The 18,349-nt window shown below is 43.2% G+C and carries 13 protein-coding genes; 3 read left to right on the forward strand and 10 right to left on the reverse strand.

All coding sequences use genetic code 11. From position 1 onward, the window contains the following. Positions 1 to 2: 2 nt before the first annotated feature. The 6 genes from ACHUFI_RS05455 to lrp all read right to left on the reverse strand — a co-directional run bounded on the left by ACHUFI_RS05455 (position 3) and on the right by lrp (position 7,610). Positions 3 to 269: a DksA/TraR family C4-type zinc finger protein gene (locus tag ACHUFI_RS05455; protein ID WP_394247339.1), complete on the reverse strand. Its 267-nt coding sequence runs from the start codon at positions 267 to 269 to the stop codon at positions 3 to 5. Between the two features lie 188 nt (positions 270 to 457). Continuing rightward, positions 458 to 1,765: a serine--tRNA ligase gene (gene serS, locus ACHUFI_RS05460; protein WP_394247340.1), complete on the reverse strand. Its 1,308-nt coding sequence runs from the start codon at positions 1,763 to 1,765 to the stop codon at positions 458 to 460. 143 nt (positions 1,766 to 1,908) lie between these two features. Further along, positions 1,909 to 3,258 (reverse strand): replication-associated recombination protein A, encoded by a 1,350-nt coding sequence (locus ACHUFI_RS05465; RefSeq protein ID WP_394247341.1) that lies wholly within the window; start codon positions 3,256 to 3,258, stop codon positions 1,909 to 1,911. A 10-nt stretch (positions 3,259 to 3,268) separates the two neighbouring features. Further along, entirely contained in the window at positions 3,269 to 3,865 is a 597-nt protein-coding gene (gene lolA, locus ACHUFI_RS05470) for an outer membrane lipoprotein periplasmic chaperone LolA (RefSeq protein ID WP_394247342.1), read from the reverse strand. A 74-nt stretch (positions 3,866 to 3,939) separates the two neighbouring features. Then, positions 3,940 to 6,954, reverse strand: coding sequence for a DNA translocase FtsK (locus ACHUFI_RS22470; RefSeq protein ID WP_463596583.1), 3,015 nt, complete (start codon positions 6,952 to 6,954; stop codon positions 3,940 to 3,942). Positions 6,955 to 7,115: 161 nt separating this feature from the next. Further along, positions 7,116 to 7,610: a leucine-responsive transcriptional regulator Lrp gene (gene lrp / locus ACHUFI_RS05485; RefSeq protein WP_137355864.1), complete on the reverse strand. Its 495-nt coding sequence runs from the start codon at positions 7,608 to 7,610 to the stop codon at positions 7,116 to 7,118. Between the two features lie 156 nt (positions 7,611 to 7,766). Between lrp and ald the strand changes: the two genes are divergently transcribed. Then, positions 7,767 to 8,891: an alanine dehydrogenase gene (ald, locus tag ACHUFI_RS05490; RefSeq protein ID WP_394247343.1), complete on the forward strand. Its 1,125-nt coding sequence runs from the start codon at positions 7,767 to 7,769 to the stop codon at positions 8,889 to 8,891. Between the two features lie 43 nt (positions 8,892 to 8,934). Here ald and ACHUFI_RS05495 read toward each other — a convergent pair whose 3' ends face one another. Both ACHUFI_RS05495 and cysB read right to left on the reverse strand, forming a co-directional pair. Further along, the gene (locus ACHUFI_RS05495) at positions 8,935 to 10,125 is read right to left on the reverse strand and encodes a methyltransferase (protein ID WP_394247344.1); all 1,191 of its coding nucleotides are present in this window, start codon (positions 10,123 to 10,125) and stop codon (positions 8,935 to 8,937) included. Positions 10,126 to 10,196: 71 nt separating this feature from the next. After that, positions 10,197 to 11,171, reverse strand: coding sequence for an HTH-type transcriptional regulator CysB (gene cysB, locus ACHUFI_RS05500; RefSeq protein ID WP_137355861.1), 975 nt, complete (start codon positions 11,169 to 11,171; stop codon positions 10,197 to 10,199). A gap of 331 nt (positions 11,172 to 11,502) precedes the next feature. Here cysB and ACHUFI_RS05505 point away from each other — a divergent pair, with 331 nt between their 5' ends. Then, a complete protein-coding gene (locus ACHUFI_RS05505; RefSeq protein WP_394247345.1) occupies positions 11,503 to 12,267 on the forward strand; it encodes a DNA repair protein in 765 nt (254 codons plus the stop codon). Positions 12,268 to 12,337: 70 nt separating this feature from the next. After that, entirely contained in the window at positions 12,338 to 13,111 is a 774-nt protein-coding gene (miaE, locus tag ACHUFI_RS05510; RefSeq protein ID WP_394247346.1) for a tRNA isopentenyl-2-thiomethyl-A-37 hydroxylase MiaE, read from the forward strand. A 78-nt stretch (positions 13,112 to 13,189) separates the two neighbouring features. Here miaE and ACHUFI_RS05515 read toward each other — a convergent pair whose 3' ends face one another. Continuing rightward, positions 13,190 to 17,323 carry a zinc-dependent metalloprotease gene (locus ACHUFI_RS05515; protein WP_394247347.1) on the reverse strand — a complete coding sequence of 1,378 codons (4,134 nt, stop codon included), beginning with the start codon at positions 17,321 to 17,323 and terminating at the stop codon, positions 13,190 to 13,192. A 29-nt stretch (positions 17,324 to 17,352) separates the two neighbouring features. Continuing rightward, positions 17,353 to 18,192, reverse strand: a complete 840-nt coding sequence (locus tag ACHUFI_RS05520; RefSeq protein ID WP_394247348.1) for a hypothetical protein — start codon at positions 18,190 to 18,192, stop codon at positions 17,353 to 17,355. Positions 18,193 to 18,349: the final 157 nt, after the last annotated feature.

Consider the following 18,349-nt stretch of genomic DNA (forward strand, 5'->3'; position numbering starts at 1 on the left):
AGTTATCGCAACTGACTATCCTTACTCGCCCTGCGATTAAAGAGGCTCTGATTTTTTGAAGCCTGCTCAAACATTGACTGACACTCTATACACAAACGCACTCCTTTCATCGCTAAGCGCCTTTGTTCTGGAATGTCGTCACCGCATTCATCGCAATAATACGCACTTTCACCATGTTTTATATTCCCTCTAACGCGGGAAACTTCATCTGCGATTGTATCTTGTATTTGCTGACTAACACTGTCATCTCCTGCCCATCCTACGGCCATAATCCCTCCCCAATATCTGAATGAGAAAATCTATACCTACCGCGGTAAGAGCACATTATACAATCGACGTAATTAGAGATAATCTGGCAAAGTGTCAAAGCACTATTACTCTAGCGTAACAATAGAAATGTTCAGTCCATAAAAAACCCAGCAAGTCAGCTGGGTTTTTAAATCAAGGTCAGAAGCGATTAACCGATATGAGTTACGCCGCCCATGTACTTCTGAAGTACAGTTGGGATTGCGATACGGCCGTCTGCTTCTTGATTGTTCTCAAGAATCGCAACCATAGTACGACCAACAGCAAGACCAGAACCGTTAAGTGTGTGTACAAGTTCCGGTTTCTTTTCACCCTTACGACGGAAACGTGCTTGCATACGACGAGCTTGGAAATCCCACATGTTTGAACAAGACGAGATCTCACGGTAAGTTTCTTGAGCTGGAACCCATACTTCTAAATCGTAAGTTTTCGCAGCACCGAAGCCCATGTCACCTGTACATAGAACAACTTTACGGTAAGGAAGCTCTAGAAGTTGTAGAACTTTTTCAGCGTGGCCTGTTAGCTCTTCTAAAGCAGCCATTGAATCTTCTGGCTTAGTGATCTGTACCAGTTCAACTTTGTCGAACTGGTGCATACGGATAAGACCGCGAGTATCACGACCGTAAGAGCCAGCTTCAGAACGGAAACAAGGCGTGTGCGCCGTCATCTTGATCGGCAAGTCAGCTTCATCGCTGATAGTATCGCGCACCATGTTTGTTACTGGTACTTCCGCTGTAGGGATAAGTGATAGTTTCTTAAGAGGAACGTCACTTACTTGTTCTGTTAACGGGCTAGTATGGAATAGGTCTTCGCCGAACTTAGGTAGCTGACCAGTACCGAATAAGCTGTCTGGGTTCACTAGGTACGGAACATACATTTCTGTGTAGCCATGCTCGTCTGTGTGAAGATCTAGCATGAACTGAGCAATTGCGCGGTGTAGACGAGCAAACTTGCCTTTCATTACGATAAAGCGAGAACCAGAGATCTTTACTGCACTAGCGAAATCTAGGCCGCCAGATAATTCGCCAAGATCAACGTGATCTTTCACTTCAAAGTCGTAAGTTTTTGGCTCACCCCAGCGAGAGATTTCTACGTTTTCGTCTTCGTTCTTACCGTTTGGTACAGAATCATCAGGCAAGTTAGGTACAGATAAAGTCACTTCATCAAGCTGAGCTTGTAGCTCTGTTAATGCTTTTTTTGCTTCATCTAGTTCAGAACCAAGGTTACCAACTTCAGCAAGGATACGCTCTGCTTCTTCATGGTCGCCTTTTGCTTTCGCTTGACCAATGGACTTCGAGCGAGAGTTACGTAACGCTTGTAGCTCTTCAGTTTTCATCTGAAGGGACTTACGTTTTTCTTCAAGTTCACGAATTGTCTCTACGTCAAGAGTGAAGCCTCGACGTGCTAATTTTGCCGCTGTTTCATCCAGCTCAGCTCGAAGTAATTTAGAATCCAGCATTGCTAATCCTATGCTTTAGTTATTTGAATATTCAGTAGATTGACCACTGAATTGCTACCAAACCGCCAAAATTGATTGTTATTCAACCAAATAATGGCAATTTAATCTGAATATATTGATTGAGTAAAGATATCCAAAAAAGGCTAGTTTTCATAGCGCTTTTGTAGGCTTTTTGCGTCTAAATCTGCGAGATAATCTAACTTCTCACCGATTTTCGTCTCTAAGCCTCGTTTTGCCGGGAAATAGTATTGAGTATCCCCCATTTCCGAAGGCAGATATTTCTCGCCTGCAGCATACGCTCCCGGCTCATCATGAGCATAACGATACTCTTGTCCGTAGCCCATATCTTTCATTAGGCTTGTTGGAGCATTACGCAAATGAACAGGTACTTCGTACTCAGGAAGATTATGTGCATCACTTAACGCTTGCTTCCAAGCGGTATACACTGCATTACTTTTTGGTGCGCTCGCTAAATAAACAATCGCTTGTGCAATGGCACGCTCACCTTCTGCCGGACCAACTCTAGTGAAACAATCCCAAGCCGATAAAGCAACTTGCATTGCCCTAGGGTCAGCATTGCCGATATCTTCGGACGCTATCGCTAATAAACGCCTCGCAATATACAGAGGGTCACAACCGGCTGCGATCATTCGCGCAGCCCAATACAGTGCCGCGTCCGGGTTCGAACCACGAATAGACTTATGAACCGCAGAAATTAAGTCGTACCATATATCGCCTTTGTTATCGAAGCGCGCGACTTTTTCACCTGCGACTTCAGCAAGAAGCTTAAGCGTAATCTGCTTGTGGCCGAGCTCATTTTCTTCTGCCATGTCATATAGCAACTCAAGATAATTGAGTGACATCCTAGCATCACCGTTAACCAGTTCAGCCAATCGATCGAGAACATTATCGGAAAATTCTGCAGTTGTTTCACCGAGCCCACGAGCTTTATCTTCAACAGCCTGCTTAATCACAACGGAGATATCATTCGTATCGAGTGAGGTAAGCTTGTACACCCGAGCCCGCGATAAAAGTGCATTATTTAATTCAAATGAAGGATTCTCAGTCGTTGCACCAATGAAGGTTACCGTTCCGTCTTCAATATGAGGTAAGAATGCATCTTGTTGGCTTTTATTAAAGCGATGGACTTCGTCGACAAACAAAATCGTGCGCCTACCCGCTTGTTTGTTTTCTCTGGCTTTTTCAATGGCAATACGAATGTCTTTCACACCGGATGTGACCGCAGAGACACGTTCAACTTCTGCATTCGCATAATTAGCCGCAACTTCTGCTAGCGTTGTTTTCCCGGTACCAGGAGGCCCCCATAAAATCATGGAGTGAATATGGCCCGCCTCCAACGCACGACGCAGAGGTTTACCAGGCCCTAAGATATGCTGTTGCCCAATGTACTGCTCAACGGTTTCAGGCCTCATACGAGCAGCAAGGGGACGAAAATCTTCGTCCCCTGAAAAGTCTAAGCTGTAATTACTCACTTATTCTCTCTTAATTTCTTTGATCGTCGACTTCAACACCGTCTGGGATATTAAATGTAAAACGGTCAGCCGCAGGTTTCACTAAGCTTACATTTTTAAACTTGAACTCTCCGACCTGGCCATCTTGTTCTACGACATTAAAACCTTGAATCGTGCCTTTAGCGTTGATCAATATCTCGAATTGACCTTGATTCGAATCTTTAGCAATCGGCAAAAGAACAAACTTATCTCCGCTTTGAGTAACCGAATAATTATCCCAGTCGCTTTGCTGGTTTCTGGTTAACAACACAAAAGGCGTTTGCGCTGCGGCTTGAGTCTGCCAGTAAATACTGACCTGTTCAATGAACGGGTTGTAGTACCACAAACTTTCACCATCTGACACAAGCAAGTTCTCGTCTGGGAAAGTACTGTTCCATCTGAACAGGCTAGGTCTTGCAATTTCTACTGTGCCCTCGCCTTCCATCACCACTTCGCCATCAGGGCTGGTAACGATCTGATCGAACTGAGCGCTAAAACCTTCATTCAAAGCCAATCGGCTACTTAGCTCTTCTTTTGGAGTCGCGAATACAGAAAAACTCATAAACAAAAGCGCAAAATACTTCTTCATTAAAAATCCTACTAAGTAAAATAAGTCCGCACAGGTAAGTTTGGACTTATCAAAAAGAAACTAGTTCCAAGGCGTTACTCTTTTGGTGGTGCAGGCGCCAACACTTCACGATTACCATTGTGCCCTGGCGCGCTCACAATACCCTGAGCTTCTAATTGTTCTACGATCCTTGCGGCACGGTTATAGCCAATTTTGAAACGGCGCTGAACACCTGAAACCGAGCCACGACGTGAGTGAACCACATGCTCGACAACCTGGTCAAAGAGAGGGTCGACATCTTCGTCGCCTTCCATTTTCTCCCCTGGCAATAAGGTTTCTGGAGTCTGTTCACCGTTAGTAATTTCATCAATGTAGTTAGGCTTGCCTCGCGCTTTCCAGTTATTAACCACTGCATGAACATCATCGTCCGATGCAAAGGCACCGTGAACACGAATGGTATGACTTGAACCTGGAGGTAAGTACAACATATCACCCATACCAAGCAGCGACTCTGCGCCACCTTGGTCGAGGATAGTTCGAGAGTCTGTTTTGGTCGAAACCGTAAACGCAACGCGTGTCGGAATGTTTGCTTTAATTAAGCCAGTAATAACATCGACAGATGGACGTTGCGTCGCAAGGATCAAGTGAATACCCGCCGCTCGCGCTTTCTGCGCCAAGCGTGCTATCAGCTCTTCCACTTTTTTACCTACCACCATAATGAGGTCGGCAAATTCATCGACAATGACGACGATATAAGGCAAGTTTTCAAGAAGCGGTGCTTCCGCATCCATGCTGTCCCCTTCTTTCCATAGAGGATCATGAATTGGATGCCCAGCTTCCGCTGCCATTTTCAACTTGTCGTTGTAGCCTTTAATATTACGAACCCCTAGAGCAGACATTAGCTTATAACGTCGTTCCATCTCGCCAACACACCAACGCAGCGCATTAGACGCATCTTTCATATCGGTAACGACTTCCGATAACAAGTGAGGGATACCTTCATAAACTGAAAGCTCAAGCATTTTAGGGTCGATCATGATAAAGCGTACTTCTTCTGGAGACGCTTTATAAAGCATACTCAGAATCATTACGTTTACCCCAACGGATTTACCGGAGCCTGTCGTACCCGCCACTAAGACGTGTGGCATTTTTGATAGGTCAGCAATCACAGCTTCACCAGCGATGTCTTGCCCTAGCACTACTGTTGTCGGAGATATTGCCTCTTGAAACTGAGGGCTTCCCACAACATCAGAGAAGAACACGGTTTGACGGCTCATGTTCGGTAGCTCAAGTCCCACATAAGGCTTACCAGGAATCACTTCAACGACGCGTACTGCCATTGCTGACAATGAACGAGCTAAGTCCATTGAAAGACCAGAAATACGACTTACTTTTACGCCAGGCGCTAAATCAAGTTCAAAACGAGTGATAACAGGACCGGGGAAAATATCGACAACCTCGGCCTTAATCTTATAATCGGCCAGTTTTGACTCAACCAAACGCGCAATATCTTCCAGGGCTTCCCTGTCGATAAAGGTTTCTCGCTTTTCTGGGTGGAAAAGTAACTCTAAGGTCGGTAACGGCTCTGCTGGTTTTGGCAAGTTTGGTTCATTTTGGATTAAGAACGGATTTTGAGTAGCCGCCATATTCGCTTGAGCTTCCGAGACCATGCTTTGGAATGCTGCGACATCTTCATCCGGGTTTGTTGCCTCTATTTCGTCAGAGGTCACTTCTTCCCATGGGAAATCTAATTTTTGTTCTGAATTTTCTTCGGCTTGGAGTTGAGACTCATCTTCAGAAACGACTTCAACCTCATGGTTCTCTTCTGGTTGCTCAGCCACTTCTTCAATATCGATAGAAGAAATAACAGGCTCGACTTGTAGTGGCTCAGAATCGGTATCATTCACTATTTGATCAAGACCAATATCAGAGATCATAGGCTGAGTCAGATCTTCTTCGATTACAGATTCAGGAATAATCACATGGGCGTCTACTTGGGCTTCTTCTGCTACAGGCTCCTCAACCTCATCAACATTCTCTTGTTCGTCAAGTGCGAAGGTTGGCTCAGACTGCAAGTACTCTTGATAGAGGTCAGCAGACTCTCTATGTTGATCTTGCTCGGCTAAATCATCTTCGTACATCGCAGCCGTTTCTAGTTCTTCTATCGTCGCGCCAAGTTGCTTAGAGCGATCTATCGTTGGCTCTTCCGGTTCAAATGACGAATCAACAGTAGGAACAACATGTTCTTGAGGCATATGAATATTGTAATGACGAGCTTTAGGCACTTGAGTTGTAGGCTCAGGTTCAGTAAATGAAGGCAAGTCTTCTTTAATAGGCTTACTCGGTTCGTCGAAAGTTTGTTCAACATTCAGTTCTTCATCATGGCGCATGACCGGAATTTCGATGTCGTTAGACAAAGGCTCATCGATTTCTTTCAATTGAGGTTCTAGAACTTCCTTATCTTCTCCACGCACTTTATTAATTAGGAGCGTGAAGAGCTTAATTGCCGTTTCACCTAGCCACTCGACCATGCTCAACCACGAGATACCCGTTAGCAATGTAAAACCAGCTCCCCAAAGGAACAATAGAACCAGCGTACTGCCCAATACGTTTAACGTTGGCAGTGCTAGGCTTGTGATAACATCACCAACAACACCGCCAGATGAAAAATACCAAATATCATCAAAGTTGATATCGGCTAATCCGCAACTAGTCAGAATAAGAATGGTAAGGCCGAGTAGTCGTGTTCCCCACAACATAAAATCTAGAGGCTCGTTTTCGTCACGCTTGCGAAACAATATCCAAGCAGCAATGGTTACTAGAACAGGAATTGGGTACGCCAAAGAGCCAAAAGTAAAAAACAATGTGTCAGCAAGCCAAGCCCCTATATGTCCACCAGCATTCTGAATCTCTACTCCCCGTGAAGTTTGAGACCAAGACGGATCTGCAGGATTAAAGGTCAATAATGCGACAGCCAGTAATATAGAAGAAAGAACGCCAAGAATCAGGCCGCATTCCTTTAGACGTTGAACGCCATTCAAACGAGAAGACTGAGGCTCTTCACTCGTTTTGATGACAGTTTCCACTTTGTCATTGCTCTCTTTGAACATAAACCAACTTTTATTTCTAATCTGTAAAAACATGTCGAGCGGCATAAAGCCGCTCGGTCAATTAAGGCACTGTTGATTTAACCATATCAAACTGGAAAACCCAATTCCAGAAAGCAAGAAAGCGGAAACTAAGTCCGCTTTCTTTTACTAAAAAATGGAGATTAACGAGTTTTAATCACCAGTTGATTGGTCTGTTTCACTTCTTCCATCACCACGTAAGTACGAGTGTCGTTTACGCCCGGAAGACGCAAGAGCGTATCACCTAGCAGTTTACGATAAGCACCCATATCCGATACACGCGTTTTTAGAAGATAGTCGAAATCACCCGACACTAGATGACACTCTTGGATATCGTCTAGCTTTTGTACTGCAGTGTTAAATTGTTCAAACACATCTGGAGCCCCACGGTTCAGAGTGATTTCCACAAACACTAGTAGAGATGCATCTAGATACTGCGGGTTAAGTAGTGCTGTATAACCCGTAATGTACCCTTGACGCTCCAAACGACGAACACGTTCCAAACACGGTGTAGGAGAAAGACCCACACGTTTTGAAAGCTCAACGTTCGAAATACGACCGTCTTTTTGCAACTCATTAAGAATGTTGCGGTCAATACGATCTAGTTCCTTGGACGGCTTCTTATAGTTCTCTGCCATTTTTTATTCCACCTTATTACTTCCTTGCAAAAAAATATACTACAACTTTTTAATATTCAGTATCAAATTTTTTAAAAACGTATCTATACTAGATATTAATTCGACAGAATTACCCTACACATAGATAATACAACCAAAATAAATTAAGGAGTCAGGATGATCATTGGCGTACCTAAGGAAATCAAGAACCACGAATATCGTGTCGGTATGATCCCAGCAAGTGTGAGAGAGCTAATCTCACAAGGTCACCAAGTTTTTGTAGAAACCAAAGCCGGTTCTGGCATCGGTTTTTCAGACGATGATTACATCGCTGTAGGCGCATCCATTCTTCCTACTGCTGCTGACGTTTTCGCGAAAGCAGAAATGATTGTAAAGGTTAAAGAACCTCAAGCTGTCGAGCGAGCTATGCTTCGCGAAGGGCAAATATTATTTACCTATTTACACCTAGCACCAGATTTTCCACAAACTGAAGAGCTAATCAAGAGCAAAGCTGTCTGTGTAGCATACGAGACTGTAACAGATAATATGGGTCGCTTGCCACTACTTGCGCCAATGTCTGAAGTTGCAGGCCGCATGTCTATTCAAGCAGGTGCACAAACTTTAGAAAAATCTCACGGTGGTCGTGGCCTTCTATTAGGTGGCGTTCCTGGTGTTGAGCCAGCAAAAGTTGTTGTTGTTGGTGGCGGTGTTGTGGGCGCTAACGCTGCTCGTATGGCTGTTGGCCTTCGTGCTGACGTTACAATCCTAGATCGCAACGTAGACACACTACGTCGTCTTGATGAAGAATTCCAAGGCCGCGCAAAAGTGGTTTATTCTACAGAAGACGCTATTGAGAAGCATGTTCTAGAAGCAGACCTAGTCATCGGTGCTGTACTAATCCCTGGTGCTGCAGCTCCTAAACTAGTCACTAAAGAGCACATCGCTAAGATGAAGCCTGGCGCAGCTGTAGTAGATGTTGCAATCGACCAAGGCGGTTGTTTCGAGACATCTCACGCAACAACTCACGCGGACCCAACTTACATTGTTGATGACGTAGTTCACTACTGTGTTGCGAACATGCCAGGTGCGGTTGCTCGTACTTCAACATTTGCACTAAACAATGCAACACTTCCTTACATTGTTAAGCTAGCGAACAAAGGCTACCGCGAAGCGCTTCTAGAAGATAAAGGTTTCTTAGAAGGTCTAAACGTTATTCACGGTAAAGTAACTTGTAAAGAAGTTGCTGAAAGCTTTGATCTAGAATACGTAGACCCAGCTGAAGCGATTGCAATGTTCAACTAAGAACATTGAATAGTTAAAAAGAGCCAGTGAAAACTGGCTCTTTTTATTTGTATGCATGCAATAGGATGTTTCTTGGGGTGACTTTTTTATCACAAAACTCCATGATATTGACATGATAGCCCTGCTCTTCCATAAATAATGCTTTGTCTAATATGAGCCACAGTTCTAGCGGCCGTCTAAAGACTTGTTGAACTAAGCTAAGTTTCTCCATTTCCCAAAAATCACTTTCACCAAACGTTTCATAAGCTTCAAGGTCGGCACTTGGTAGCGTTAAACCTTTCTTAGCGGCAGCCCACTGGCAAAACGCTTCGAAGCCTTCATCTAGCTGGGATTTTTTTATACTAGGAACCGGAACATAACCTGTCATTCCCAACTCTTGTTTTAAAAGCCGGCTAAAACCTAGTCTAAAAGTCATTTCTATCTGGCGATGTCTTTTTACACGCTCTCCGCCAGTGACGGTTTCTTGTAATGGAATTCTTAAATCAGCTTTTAAGAGTTCAAGTGCGGACGTTTGAGCCGGTAGAGAAAGCGCTTGATAACGATCGCCTTGAATTAAATGGTAGCAACATGGCGAAAAGCTGATCGCAGGTAAACCAACAGCCACCGCATGCTGGATAAGTTTAACGTGTAAGTCCCCACAAGCATGGAGTGCAATTGCGTGCTGCCTTGAGTTAAACACGTTTATAGAGTCTTTGTTAAACGCATCCCCTTGAATAAATCGCATATTCAATCCTTGCTTGTCTGCGATTTGTTGGCCACTTTCGCACAACGACTGCTGCCACTCAAAACTCGTTACTTTCTGTTGAGATTGCTGAGCCAGCACTCGCCCAAGAAAACCTTTTCCAGAGCACCATTCCAACCACTCCGTTCCACGATGGTTTGTTAAAGCGGCCTCCCCCATCGTTAATATCTGTTCTAGCTTTCGTCCAGGAATGCCCACGCCAGTATTCCTATCTAGGTCAAGCCCTTGGCTTTGCGATAAAGGTAGGAAGGTATTCTCCGCTACAGATTCAAGCTCTGGAATAAATGAGGTAATATGGTTAATGAGTCGCTCTGGTTGCTCTTTATACTGAGTAACATCGTTGATACTCAAAGAGTCGAGCCAAGATTTAAGTTCAGGGGATTGCAAAGCCCAAGGTTGCTGTTCAGCCTGACACAGATGAAATGGATCAATTCGCCAAAACTCTTGGTGATTAATCAAAAATGAATCAAGTAACTGAAATTTGGTTTGCATACTTCCCCCTAAAACGTGGATTGTAGGGGGAAGCGAATAGAATAGAAAGGTGAAGAGTAAGTTATTTCTTTTTAACGCACCGGAAGCTCAATGTCTTTAAACATTTCTTCTATCTCTTCATTTGATTTAAGAGAAATCGCTTGCTCAACAACAGGCTTCGTCAAGTGTGGAGCAAAACGTTCCATAAAGTCGAACATGTAGGAACGTAAGAATGTGCCGCGTCGGAATCCAATGCTTGTGGTGCTTGCCCCAAATAAGTGACTAGCATCAATAGCAACTAAATCTGTATCTTGCTCTTGGTCAATCGCCATACTCGCGATCACACCCACCCCGATTCCCATACGAACGTAGGTTTTAATAACGTCGGCATCAGTTGCAGTGAACACAACTCGTGGGGTTAAGCCTACTTTATTGAAAGCAGTGTCTAACTCTGAGCGACCTGTAAATCCGAATACATAAGTCACCAATGAATACGCGGCTAAATCTTCAATCGTTACATGTGACTTTTGAGCGAGAGGGTGATCTTTCGTTACGACAATTGATCGGTTCCAGTGATAGCATGGCAACATGATCGCATCTTGGTATAAATGCAGTGCTTCTGTCGCAATAGCAAAGTTCGCAGTGCCCTTTGCCACGGCTTCTGACATCTGACTCGGCGTACCCTGGTGCATGTGCAGTGAAACTTTCGGGTATCGAGCAGTGAAACCTTTAATCACGTCTGGTAGTGCATAGCGAGCTTGAGTGTGCGTAGTAGAGATATTCAGCGTCCCCATTTCAGGGTGAGTGTGCTCTCCAGCTACCGCTTTAATACTTTCAACGCGTGCAAGTATCTCTTGAGAGATACGAATGATATCTTCACCCGCTTGTGTCACTTGAGTTAAGTGCTTTCCGCTTCGCTCAAAGATTTGAATACCCAACTCATCTTCAAGAAGACGAACCTGTTTGCTGATACCTGGTTGAGAGGTGTATAAGCTTTCGGCTGTCGCTGAAACATTTAGGTTATGATTTACGACTTCAACAATGTACTTCAGTTGCTGTAACTTCATTTTTAACCTCGTAATCCTTTACTCTTTTCAGTGCATCGCCAAGAAAAAAGTGGGCACTGACTATATATGTAATATAATTATTAGTTATAACGCCTAATATCAAAAAATAACAGCTAAATCGTTGTTAAACGAAATCATTGGCTAATAGTTATTCGACAAAAGCCAAACATTTTGCAACCAACACCTCATAATGGAGGAATAGTTGAATTTTTTGATTATCAAAAGGCTACATAGAGTGAATAATCATTAATTGCATTTTCTTGGTGCAGAACATCGACCGGATCATGTATCCTTAAAGTAGCTATGACATAGATAAAGCAGACACAACTATATGAATATTGGTTTAATCATCGCCTTGGTAGCAGTTCTATTGGTGTTAGTTCTCGGCTACAACATCATGCTTCAATATAAAATGAAAGTAGAAACCGCTAAGAAGCAAGAGTCTACACGCTACCTAACCACTATTGATGCAACCGAAGACTTGATCGGTAATGCTCATCACATGCCTTTTAGTAAAGAGTTGCTTGTGTGCTTGAATACTCGTATTCTCGACGCTCTTGAAAACATGTATCAATTAGATCCTAAAAACAAACAACTTGCGCAACGTATAGAGAGCGTCAAGCAACAAATCACACAGTTAAAAGAAAACTATCAAGGCGGTGAAAGTACAACATTCAAAGTGCCTAACAGTGACAAGCAAGCAATCATGATGCTTAAACTGGTTAAGAAGCTGCGTGATACGATTCGAAATGAGCACAATAAAGGACGTTTTGAAACTCAAGCTTACGTTGCTGAAAACGCGCGCCTTGAAACCATTCAGATCCGAATTAACATTGAGAACGTAATTAAGCGCTCCAATGATTCGATCGCCCGAGGCCAACCTGGCACTGCCATTCAACTCCTTCGTAAAGGTATTGATGCGTTAAGCTCTAAAAACGATGCTTACTCCAATCAAGCGCGTGAAAAGCTTCAAGGCATGTTGAATGAGTTGGATCAAAAACGCCAAGACAAAAATGCGGAAGAATTACAGCAAATCGAATCGAAAGAGCGTGATGATGATATGGACGCACTATTCGGACAAAAGAAAAAATGGTAATTTTCGCTTAATTCGCCAAATTCCTAATACAAGGTCACCACTGGTGACCTTTTTTATGCGGTAAAGATTAATGATTGATAATGAAACGATGCAGGAAATCCTTGCGCCTATTAACAGCTTCCTACAATGTGAAACTCCCGATGAATGGATCGCTGAAGCCAAAAAGCCCGAGAATTTAAAAACCATCCTACTCGACCACTTACTGTGTGAACTAAAGGCCGGCCAGTCTGCTATGTACTTAATTCGCAAGTACGCCGTAGATAAAGAAAGCGCTAACACGTTGCTTGAGTGGTTCAAACCCTACGAAGCTTTTGCGTATCGTAAAGAAGGGTCACTCGAAACACTGAAGGGAAAAAACTCCATATCTAAAGCTATTATGGCGAAATCTGGCGCGCCTTATAGCCAAGATTTGATAGATAAAATGGTGCTTCTGATTAAAGAAGAACTGCATCACTTTTATCAAGTCCTCGAGATCATGGACAGCCGTGACATTCCTTACGAAAACATCACAGCGAGTCGCTACGCTAAAGGGTTACTCTCTAAAGTGAAAACTTATGAGCCTCAAACTTTGGTTGATAAACTGATTATCGGTGCTTACATCGAAGCACGCTCATGTGAGCGATTTGCAAAGCTTGCACCGCACCTTGATGACGACATTGCTAAATTCTACATCTCACTGTTGCGCTCAGAAGCAAGGCACTACCAAGACTACCTCTCTCTTGCTCAGCAAATCACTGAAGAAGACATTTCCGAACGAGTCGCATATTTTGGAAAAATAGAAGCGGAACTGATTAGTTCTAACGATACTGATTTTAAGTTTCACAGTGGTGTTCCTGCGTTCTAGTCACTTATCTAATAAGTGAACAACAATAAAAAAGCCCGCTTTATAAGCGGGCTTTTAGTTAGCGTGAAGGCCTAAACATTAGCGGTTGTAATGCGGCAGCTTCTCTAGCATTTTAACTTCTTGATATTTTAGTAACTCAAAATCGGTACCAATGTATGACTTCATAAGATCGAAGTCTTTACCTAGCAATTCGCTTTCAAGGTTAGACTGTAAGAAATTAGCATCGAATAGACGTGAAACTTCTTTTGCCTCTGCGTAGAACGTTGGGATCCAGCTTACTGGATAGTTGATAACATCAAGCGCATCTTGCGTAAACGAACCAGTACTTGTCACAATACATACATCGCTGTGGAAAGCAGTCTGACAACCTGTAGCGGCAATCTCTTCATCAGTATTGCCCTTAAGTTGACCGCTAACAACTAAGCTATTGATCAAAGCATGTAGCGATGGAGAAAGTTCAGAACTAGGCATTTGACCAGAAATAATCTGATTGAAAATAGCCTCAGATCCAGTCATCAATGCATGACCACCAGGGTGACGCAGTTTCTGACCACCGTATGTATCTTGCTGTAGGTAGCTACCAAAGTTAGTCGCACTTGCGATTGCTGTATCCCATTGCTCTTGGTAAGAATCCACGAAGTCATTCACACCGTCTAATGAAGGCTGTGTTTTCAAGAACTCTTCTGTTTGGAAAACTGCAGAACTTTTCGCCTGAGTAATCATATCGCGAGCAATAGAGTGCTGAACACCAGCAGAATACTGACGGCCATCTAGCTCTAGGCTAACGTGATCAGCTCTTGCGGTTTCACCTGTCGTATCAAATACTGAAATTGAATCGATAAAGTTACGTGCTAAGAATTTCTTCTCAGGGTGAACAGAATCAGCGTCATACGCTAGAGACTTTAATGTCGCTTCAACTAAGTTTGTATCTTGAGTACGGTTTGTATAAGTGAACCAGCTCATGATGATGTTTTCTGGGTAGTTCAGTCGACGAATCTTCTGCGCTGTGTAATCAGGCGCGTATGGCACTTGAGATACAACTTCTGCACCACTTTCATCAACAAACTGATAACCCGAATATTCCGTACCTAATGTCCAGTGACGAACCAACTCATCAACTTTTGTACGAACAGATGGAATATCGATGATCGCAGTATCACCACCTAGAACCATATCACGGCTAGCAATTTGCTGAGCAGCAATCAAACGATAGAACCATACGCCAAACGCATCAATTTCATCGTAGTTAGTCCAGTCACTGAACTCATGATTCACAGTGCTACCAGCAGTCTGGTGGTTAAGGTATTGACCACCTTTCAGCTCAGCTAGGATCTCATACGATTCTCTTTCTTGACCTGATGCGTTGTTAATAGCAAGCTGTTTATTCAGCTTATCATCAAAACAGTCAAGTGGAAGCTCATGGTTTTCATCTAAGTCCCAACGCACTTTTCCGTACATATCTTCTAGGCTAATGTTTTCATGAGTCTCTGCGCCATTGGACGTTTGAGTCACTTTTACCTGACAAGTTTTTTCTGGTGTAGCAAGCATTGAAACCATTAACTCACCAGCTTTTTCTGCCGACTTGTAGTAGTCACATGCTAATGGCCAGCGAGCATCACCACTATCTTGCACTTCACACATCGCTTCAGCAAAGACTAGCGGATCTGACCAGTTATTGTACTCGGCAGCCATTGTAATGAACCCCCAAGACTGCATACCGTGCATCGCAATATCCATCATTCTATTACGGAAGAAGAAATAACGACCAATTGTGCCACGCTCAGTGAAGCTATAGTCTTCACCTCGGAAGTTGAACATGTCATGGAAGTTTTCTAAGTTCTGGTAGTGGTAACTTGCATTCTGAACACGGTCGGTACCTTCATCGTGACGGTCACAATCCCATGTACTACCTACATTACCATCAGTACAGAAACCGTATTCTTTAATTTCTGTTGCAATTTCAGCTGGAGCCTCTGGTGCGATTGGCGCTACCGGCTGTGTTAAGTCTTCTACTGGCGTTCCATTATCAATTTGCGCTTGGTATTCAGCTACAGCTTCGTTATAAGCAACCAACTCAGCTTCATAAGCGACTACCATTGCTTTGTAAGCTTCTAGCGCACTTTCATTGCTATCATTCAAAGAGAACTCTAGCTGTGTAATTGGAGAGAATGGTGAACGCTCAGTATTCGTCGGTACGTCAGCTTGTTCGTACTGATTACGGTACTTAGTATCAAATGGTTTCAGGCTATGCATATTGCCATCTTCATCTTCAACCACACGCGCATAAGCGACTTGTAAAGCAGCAATATCATAAGTACCTAGAACAGGCTCGATATCTAGCTCAGACGGAGCATAATCCATGATAGAAGTCGCAGCCGGAATACCGCGAAGCCCCATGCTATCGGCTTGTTCCTGCGTATAGAAGTTCGCTTTATCTGCAGAGCCTTCAAAGTTATGACGCAAACCTAAGTTATGTCCGATTTCATGAACTAACGTCGTTTTATAGTTATGCACGCCAAAAACTTCGCTTACTTGTTGCTTCTGAATGGAATTCAGGTCGTCGAAGTCTTTTAGCTCCTTATTTTCATCATCATCAGTTGGATAAAAGTAACCATCTCGCTCGAAATCAATACCAGGTAGACTATGCTTCTCTGTACTTGATACCCAAACATTGTTTGCAGAGAACATGGTATTTCTTGACCAGAATTCTTCAACTTTATCTTTGTCAAAGACGGCATCAACGGCTTCTTTCGCATCCCCAAACAGATTTGCGTAGCCTTCACTGTTTTTAACTTGGTTTTCTAAATCCAGAGTTCTTAGCTCTTTCATTTCAAACTCTAACAGTCTTTCACTATCCGGTAATACATAACCCGTTTGAGAAGTAGATTCTTGGCGCTCATTAAGCGTGCTACTTGACGCTTTCAACTGACTTGCAGCAGCAACTGCAGCTTCTTCAGGCTCAGCGACAACTTCAGCTTGGTCCGCTAACAAACGTGCGTTGTATAGGCGTGCAAACTGATCCCACTGGCGCGGAACCGTACGTAAAATTGTACCAGGGTACATGTTGGTGAAGGCACTGATTATCTCACCGGTTAATGGGTTAGCTGCTGAAGGGCCATAACCCAGTAAACCCGCGTCAGATGGCTCTGCAAACATGTTAATTGCGTTATAACGTAAGTCGCCAGACGCAATATTGGCAGCGCTGTCTCTGTTGATAACTTTAACTGGTGGTACTCCTGCTGCTTCCATTTGCGCAGCCATAGTATCCATAGTTTCTAACGTTGCGTTCAGCCAGATTTCATTGCCTTCTTCAAAGAAGTCATCACTCAGGTAAAAATCAATCGAGTCTAGATTAGGAGAAAAACGGTTTAGGTAAGCACCATTTGAGAACTTAGAAGACGTCGAATTGTTGTCGTCAGCTTTTTCAAATTCACTAGTAAAGAAACCAAACTTGTTTTGGTCCGCCTGTGCTTGATAGATTGGCGTGTAGTTAGCATCTGCGTATTTGTCTAGACGAACAAACGAGTAGAAGAAACGAGCTTTGCCGTTACCATCTTTAAAGTGGCGCTCTAACTCAATATTGATCACGCCATTAGCAGGATCGAACTCTTTCATCGCTACTTCAGTTGATAGTGCATCACTTCCGTAGTAATCATTAATATCGTTAATGTAGGCTCTCAAACCTTCATAATCAGGAAGGAAATGCGTTCGCTCGTACCATTTCGCATCAAGCTCATCCACTTTTTCTTCTTTATTTGTACAGTCACCGTAGCTATCTTCGCTACATTGGTACGCGCTATAAGTACCAGGGATTTCAAGTACTCGAGTTAGGTCAACATTGTCTGCCCAACGGCTTTCTTCAAGCACTTGAGGGTTATTAGGATCATATTTGACCACGTCTGGGTCGATACGCTTAGCGACTAACCCATCTTTAGTCAGGCTTAAAGTCACTAGAACTTCACCACCAGCAAAATAAGCGTACATATCTGCATCGCGAGGTGCTGATGACGTCGATGGACGATACATCCAAACACCTGGAAGTGGGATTTCTTTTACTTCATTGTAATCAGTAACAGGCTCATAAGATGTAATAGAAGAGATTTTTACCTGATTTTCATCTTTGGATAGATAATCGTATTCTTGATCATCTGCTCCACAACCGGCAAGTATGCCAGCGATAGCCGAAGCTAATACTATTTTTCTAAAATTCATGTCGTGTTCCTTGTTATATTTATATTTCCCTAAAAGGAATATGTAACTTGCGCAATATATGAAGCGCGGTCTGCATCAAATAGATCTATACTTCCTAGTGTTCCTCTTTCTGCATCTGCGTAAAAACCTGACGTAGCAGCCGTCAGACTAAAATTAAAATGATCGGTCAATTGATATGCACCATAGACTGAACCACCGTAGGTGATGCTCTCGCGTCTAGTGCCTTGATAACTGATGGTGTTACCGCCAAGGGCTGAAATACCCATGGTTAATTTCGTGAAGCTATAGCTAGCCCCTGCCGAAAGTGAATATGTCCATTCCGTCAGAGATCGCCCACCAGCTGTTTTGTATTCGTGGAAATTTTTTCTTAAACGAGGAGAAAGCGAAAAGTTAACTCCGAGCGCTTTTGCACTGACAGGCATCGCAATTCGCAGGGCAGTTATCAATTCATCTTTTCGTGAGGTTTCAGATGTTGGTATGGTCAATTGACCACTTAGGCTTGCTTTACCGGTCTCACCAAAAGTAAAAAGATTTGAATAACTTAGCCCTGCGACAGAATCAGTTGCGTAAGTACCAACTTTGTCTTCTAGTGCTCGATAACCACCGCTGGAAAGGTAACTATTAAAATTGTCGTTTAAGCGGTACGTTAACGTGCCACTCCAGGAAAAGTTCCTTACAGAGCGATAATCATCTTTGTTATAAATATTAGTGTCATAAGCTAAAGATACTGAGCCACCAAATTTACTTGGTTGTTCTACTTCAACATCTTTATTTTCTTCTGTGGTTTCTTCTGCAAATAAAGGAGAAGCAAATAAAGAAGAAACAATCAAAGCTAAAGCGCTTTTCTTCCATTTGTTGTTGTGCTGCATATGTTAACTTCCATGAAATATTAGACTCAGAGAGTCATCCATGTATTATCGTTTATTCGAGGTGAATAGAGCCCTCGATAGATTTTTCAATCTTTCGATAATAACCATCAGATATAGGCGGACCTATATTCCAATATCAAATTAACAAGCGAAATGT

It is taken from the genome of Vibrio profundi (genome assembly GCF_043642225.1).
Lineage (GTDB): Bacteria > Pseudomonadota > Gammaproteobacteria > Enterobacterales > Vibrionaceae > Vibrio > Vibrio profundi_A.

Coding starts and splice junctions, on each gene's coding strand:
- ACHUFI_RS05455 (WP_394247339.1), bottom strand. CDS start 269: ATGGCCGTAGGATGGGCAGGAGATGACAGTGTTAGTCAGCAAATACAA.
- serS (WP_394247340.1), bottom strand. CDS start 1,765: ATGCTGGATTCTAAATTACTTCGAGCTGAGCTGGATGAAACAGCGGCA.
- lolA (WP_394247342.1), bottom strand. CDS start 3,865: ATGAAGAAGTATTTTGCGCTTTTGTTTATGAGTTTTTCTGTATTCGCG.
- ACHUFI_RS22470 (WP_463596583.1), bottom strand. CDS start 6,954: ATGTTCAAAGAGAGCAATGACAAAGTGGAAACTGTCATCAAAACGAGT.
- lrp (WP_137355864.1), bottom strand. CDS start 7,610: ATGGCAGAGAACTATAAGAAGCCGTCCAAGGAACTAGATCGTATTGAC.
- ald (WP_394247343.1), top strand. CDS start 7,767: ATGATCATTGGCGTACCTAAGGAAATCAAGAACCACGAATATCGTGTC.
- ACHUFI_RS05495 (WP_394247344.1), bottom strand. CDS start 10,125: ATGCAAACCAAATTTCAGTTACTTGATTCATTTTTGATTAATCACCAA.
- cysB (WP_137355861.1), bottom strand. CDS start 11,171: ATGAAGTTACAGCAACTGAAGTACATTGTTGAAGTCGTAAATCATAAC.
- ACHUFI_RS05505 (WP_394247345.1), top strand. CDS start 11,503: ATGAATATTGGTTTAATCATCGCCTTGGTAGCAGTTCTATTGGTGTTA.
- miaE (WP_394247346.1), top strand. CDS start 12,338: ATGATTGATAATGAAACGATGCAGGAAATCCTTGCGCCTATTAACAGC.
- ACHUFI_RS05515 (WP_394247347.1), bottom strand. CDS start 17,323: ATGAATTTTAGAAAAATAGTATTAGCTTCGGCTATCGCTGGCATACTT.
- ACHUFI_RS05520 (WP_394247348.1), bottom strand. CDS start 18,192: ATGCAGCACAACAACAAATGGAAGAAAAGCGCTTTAGCTTTGATTGTT.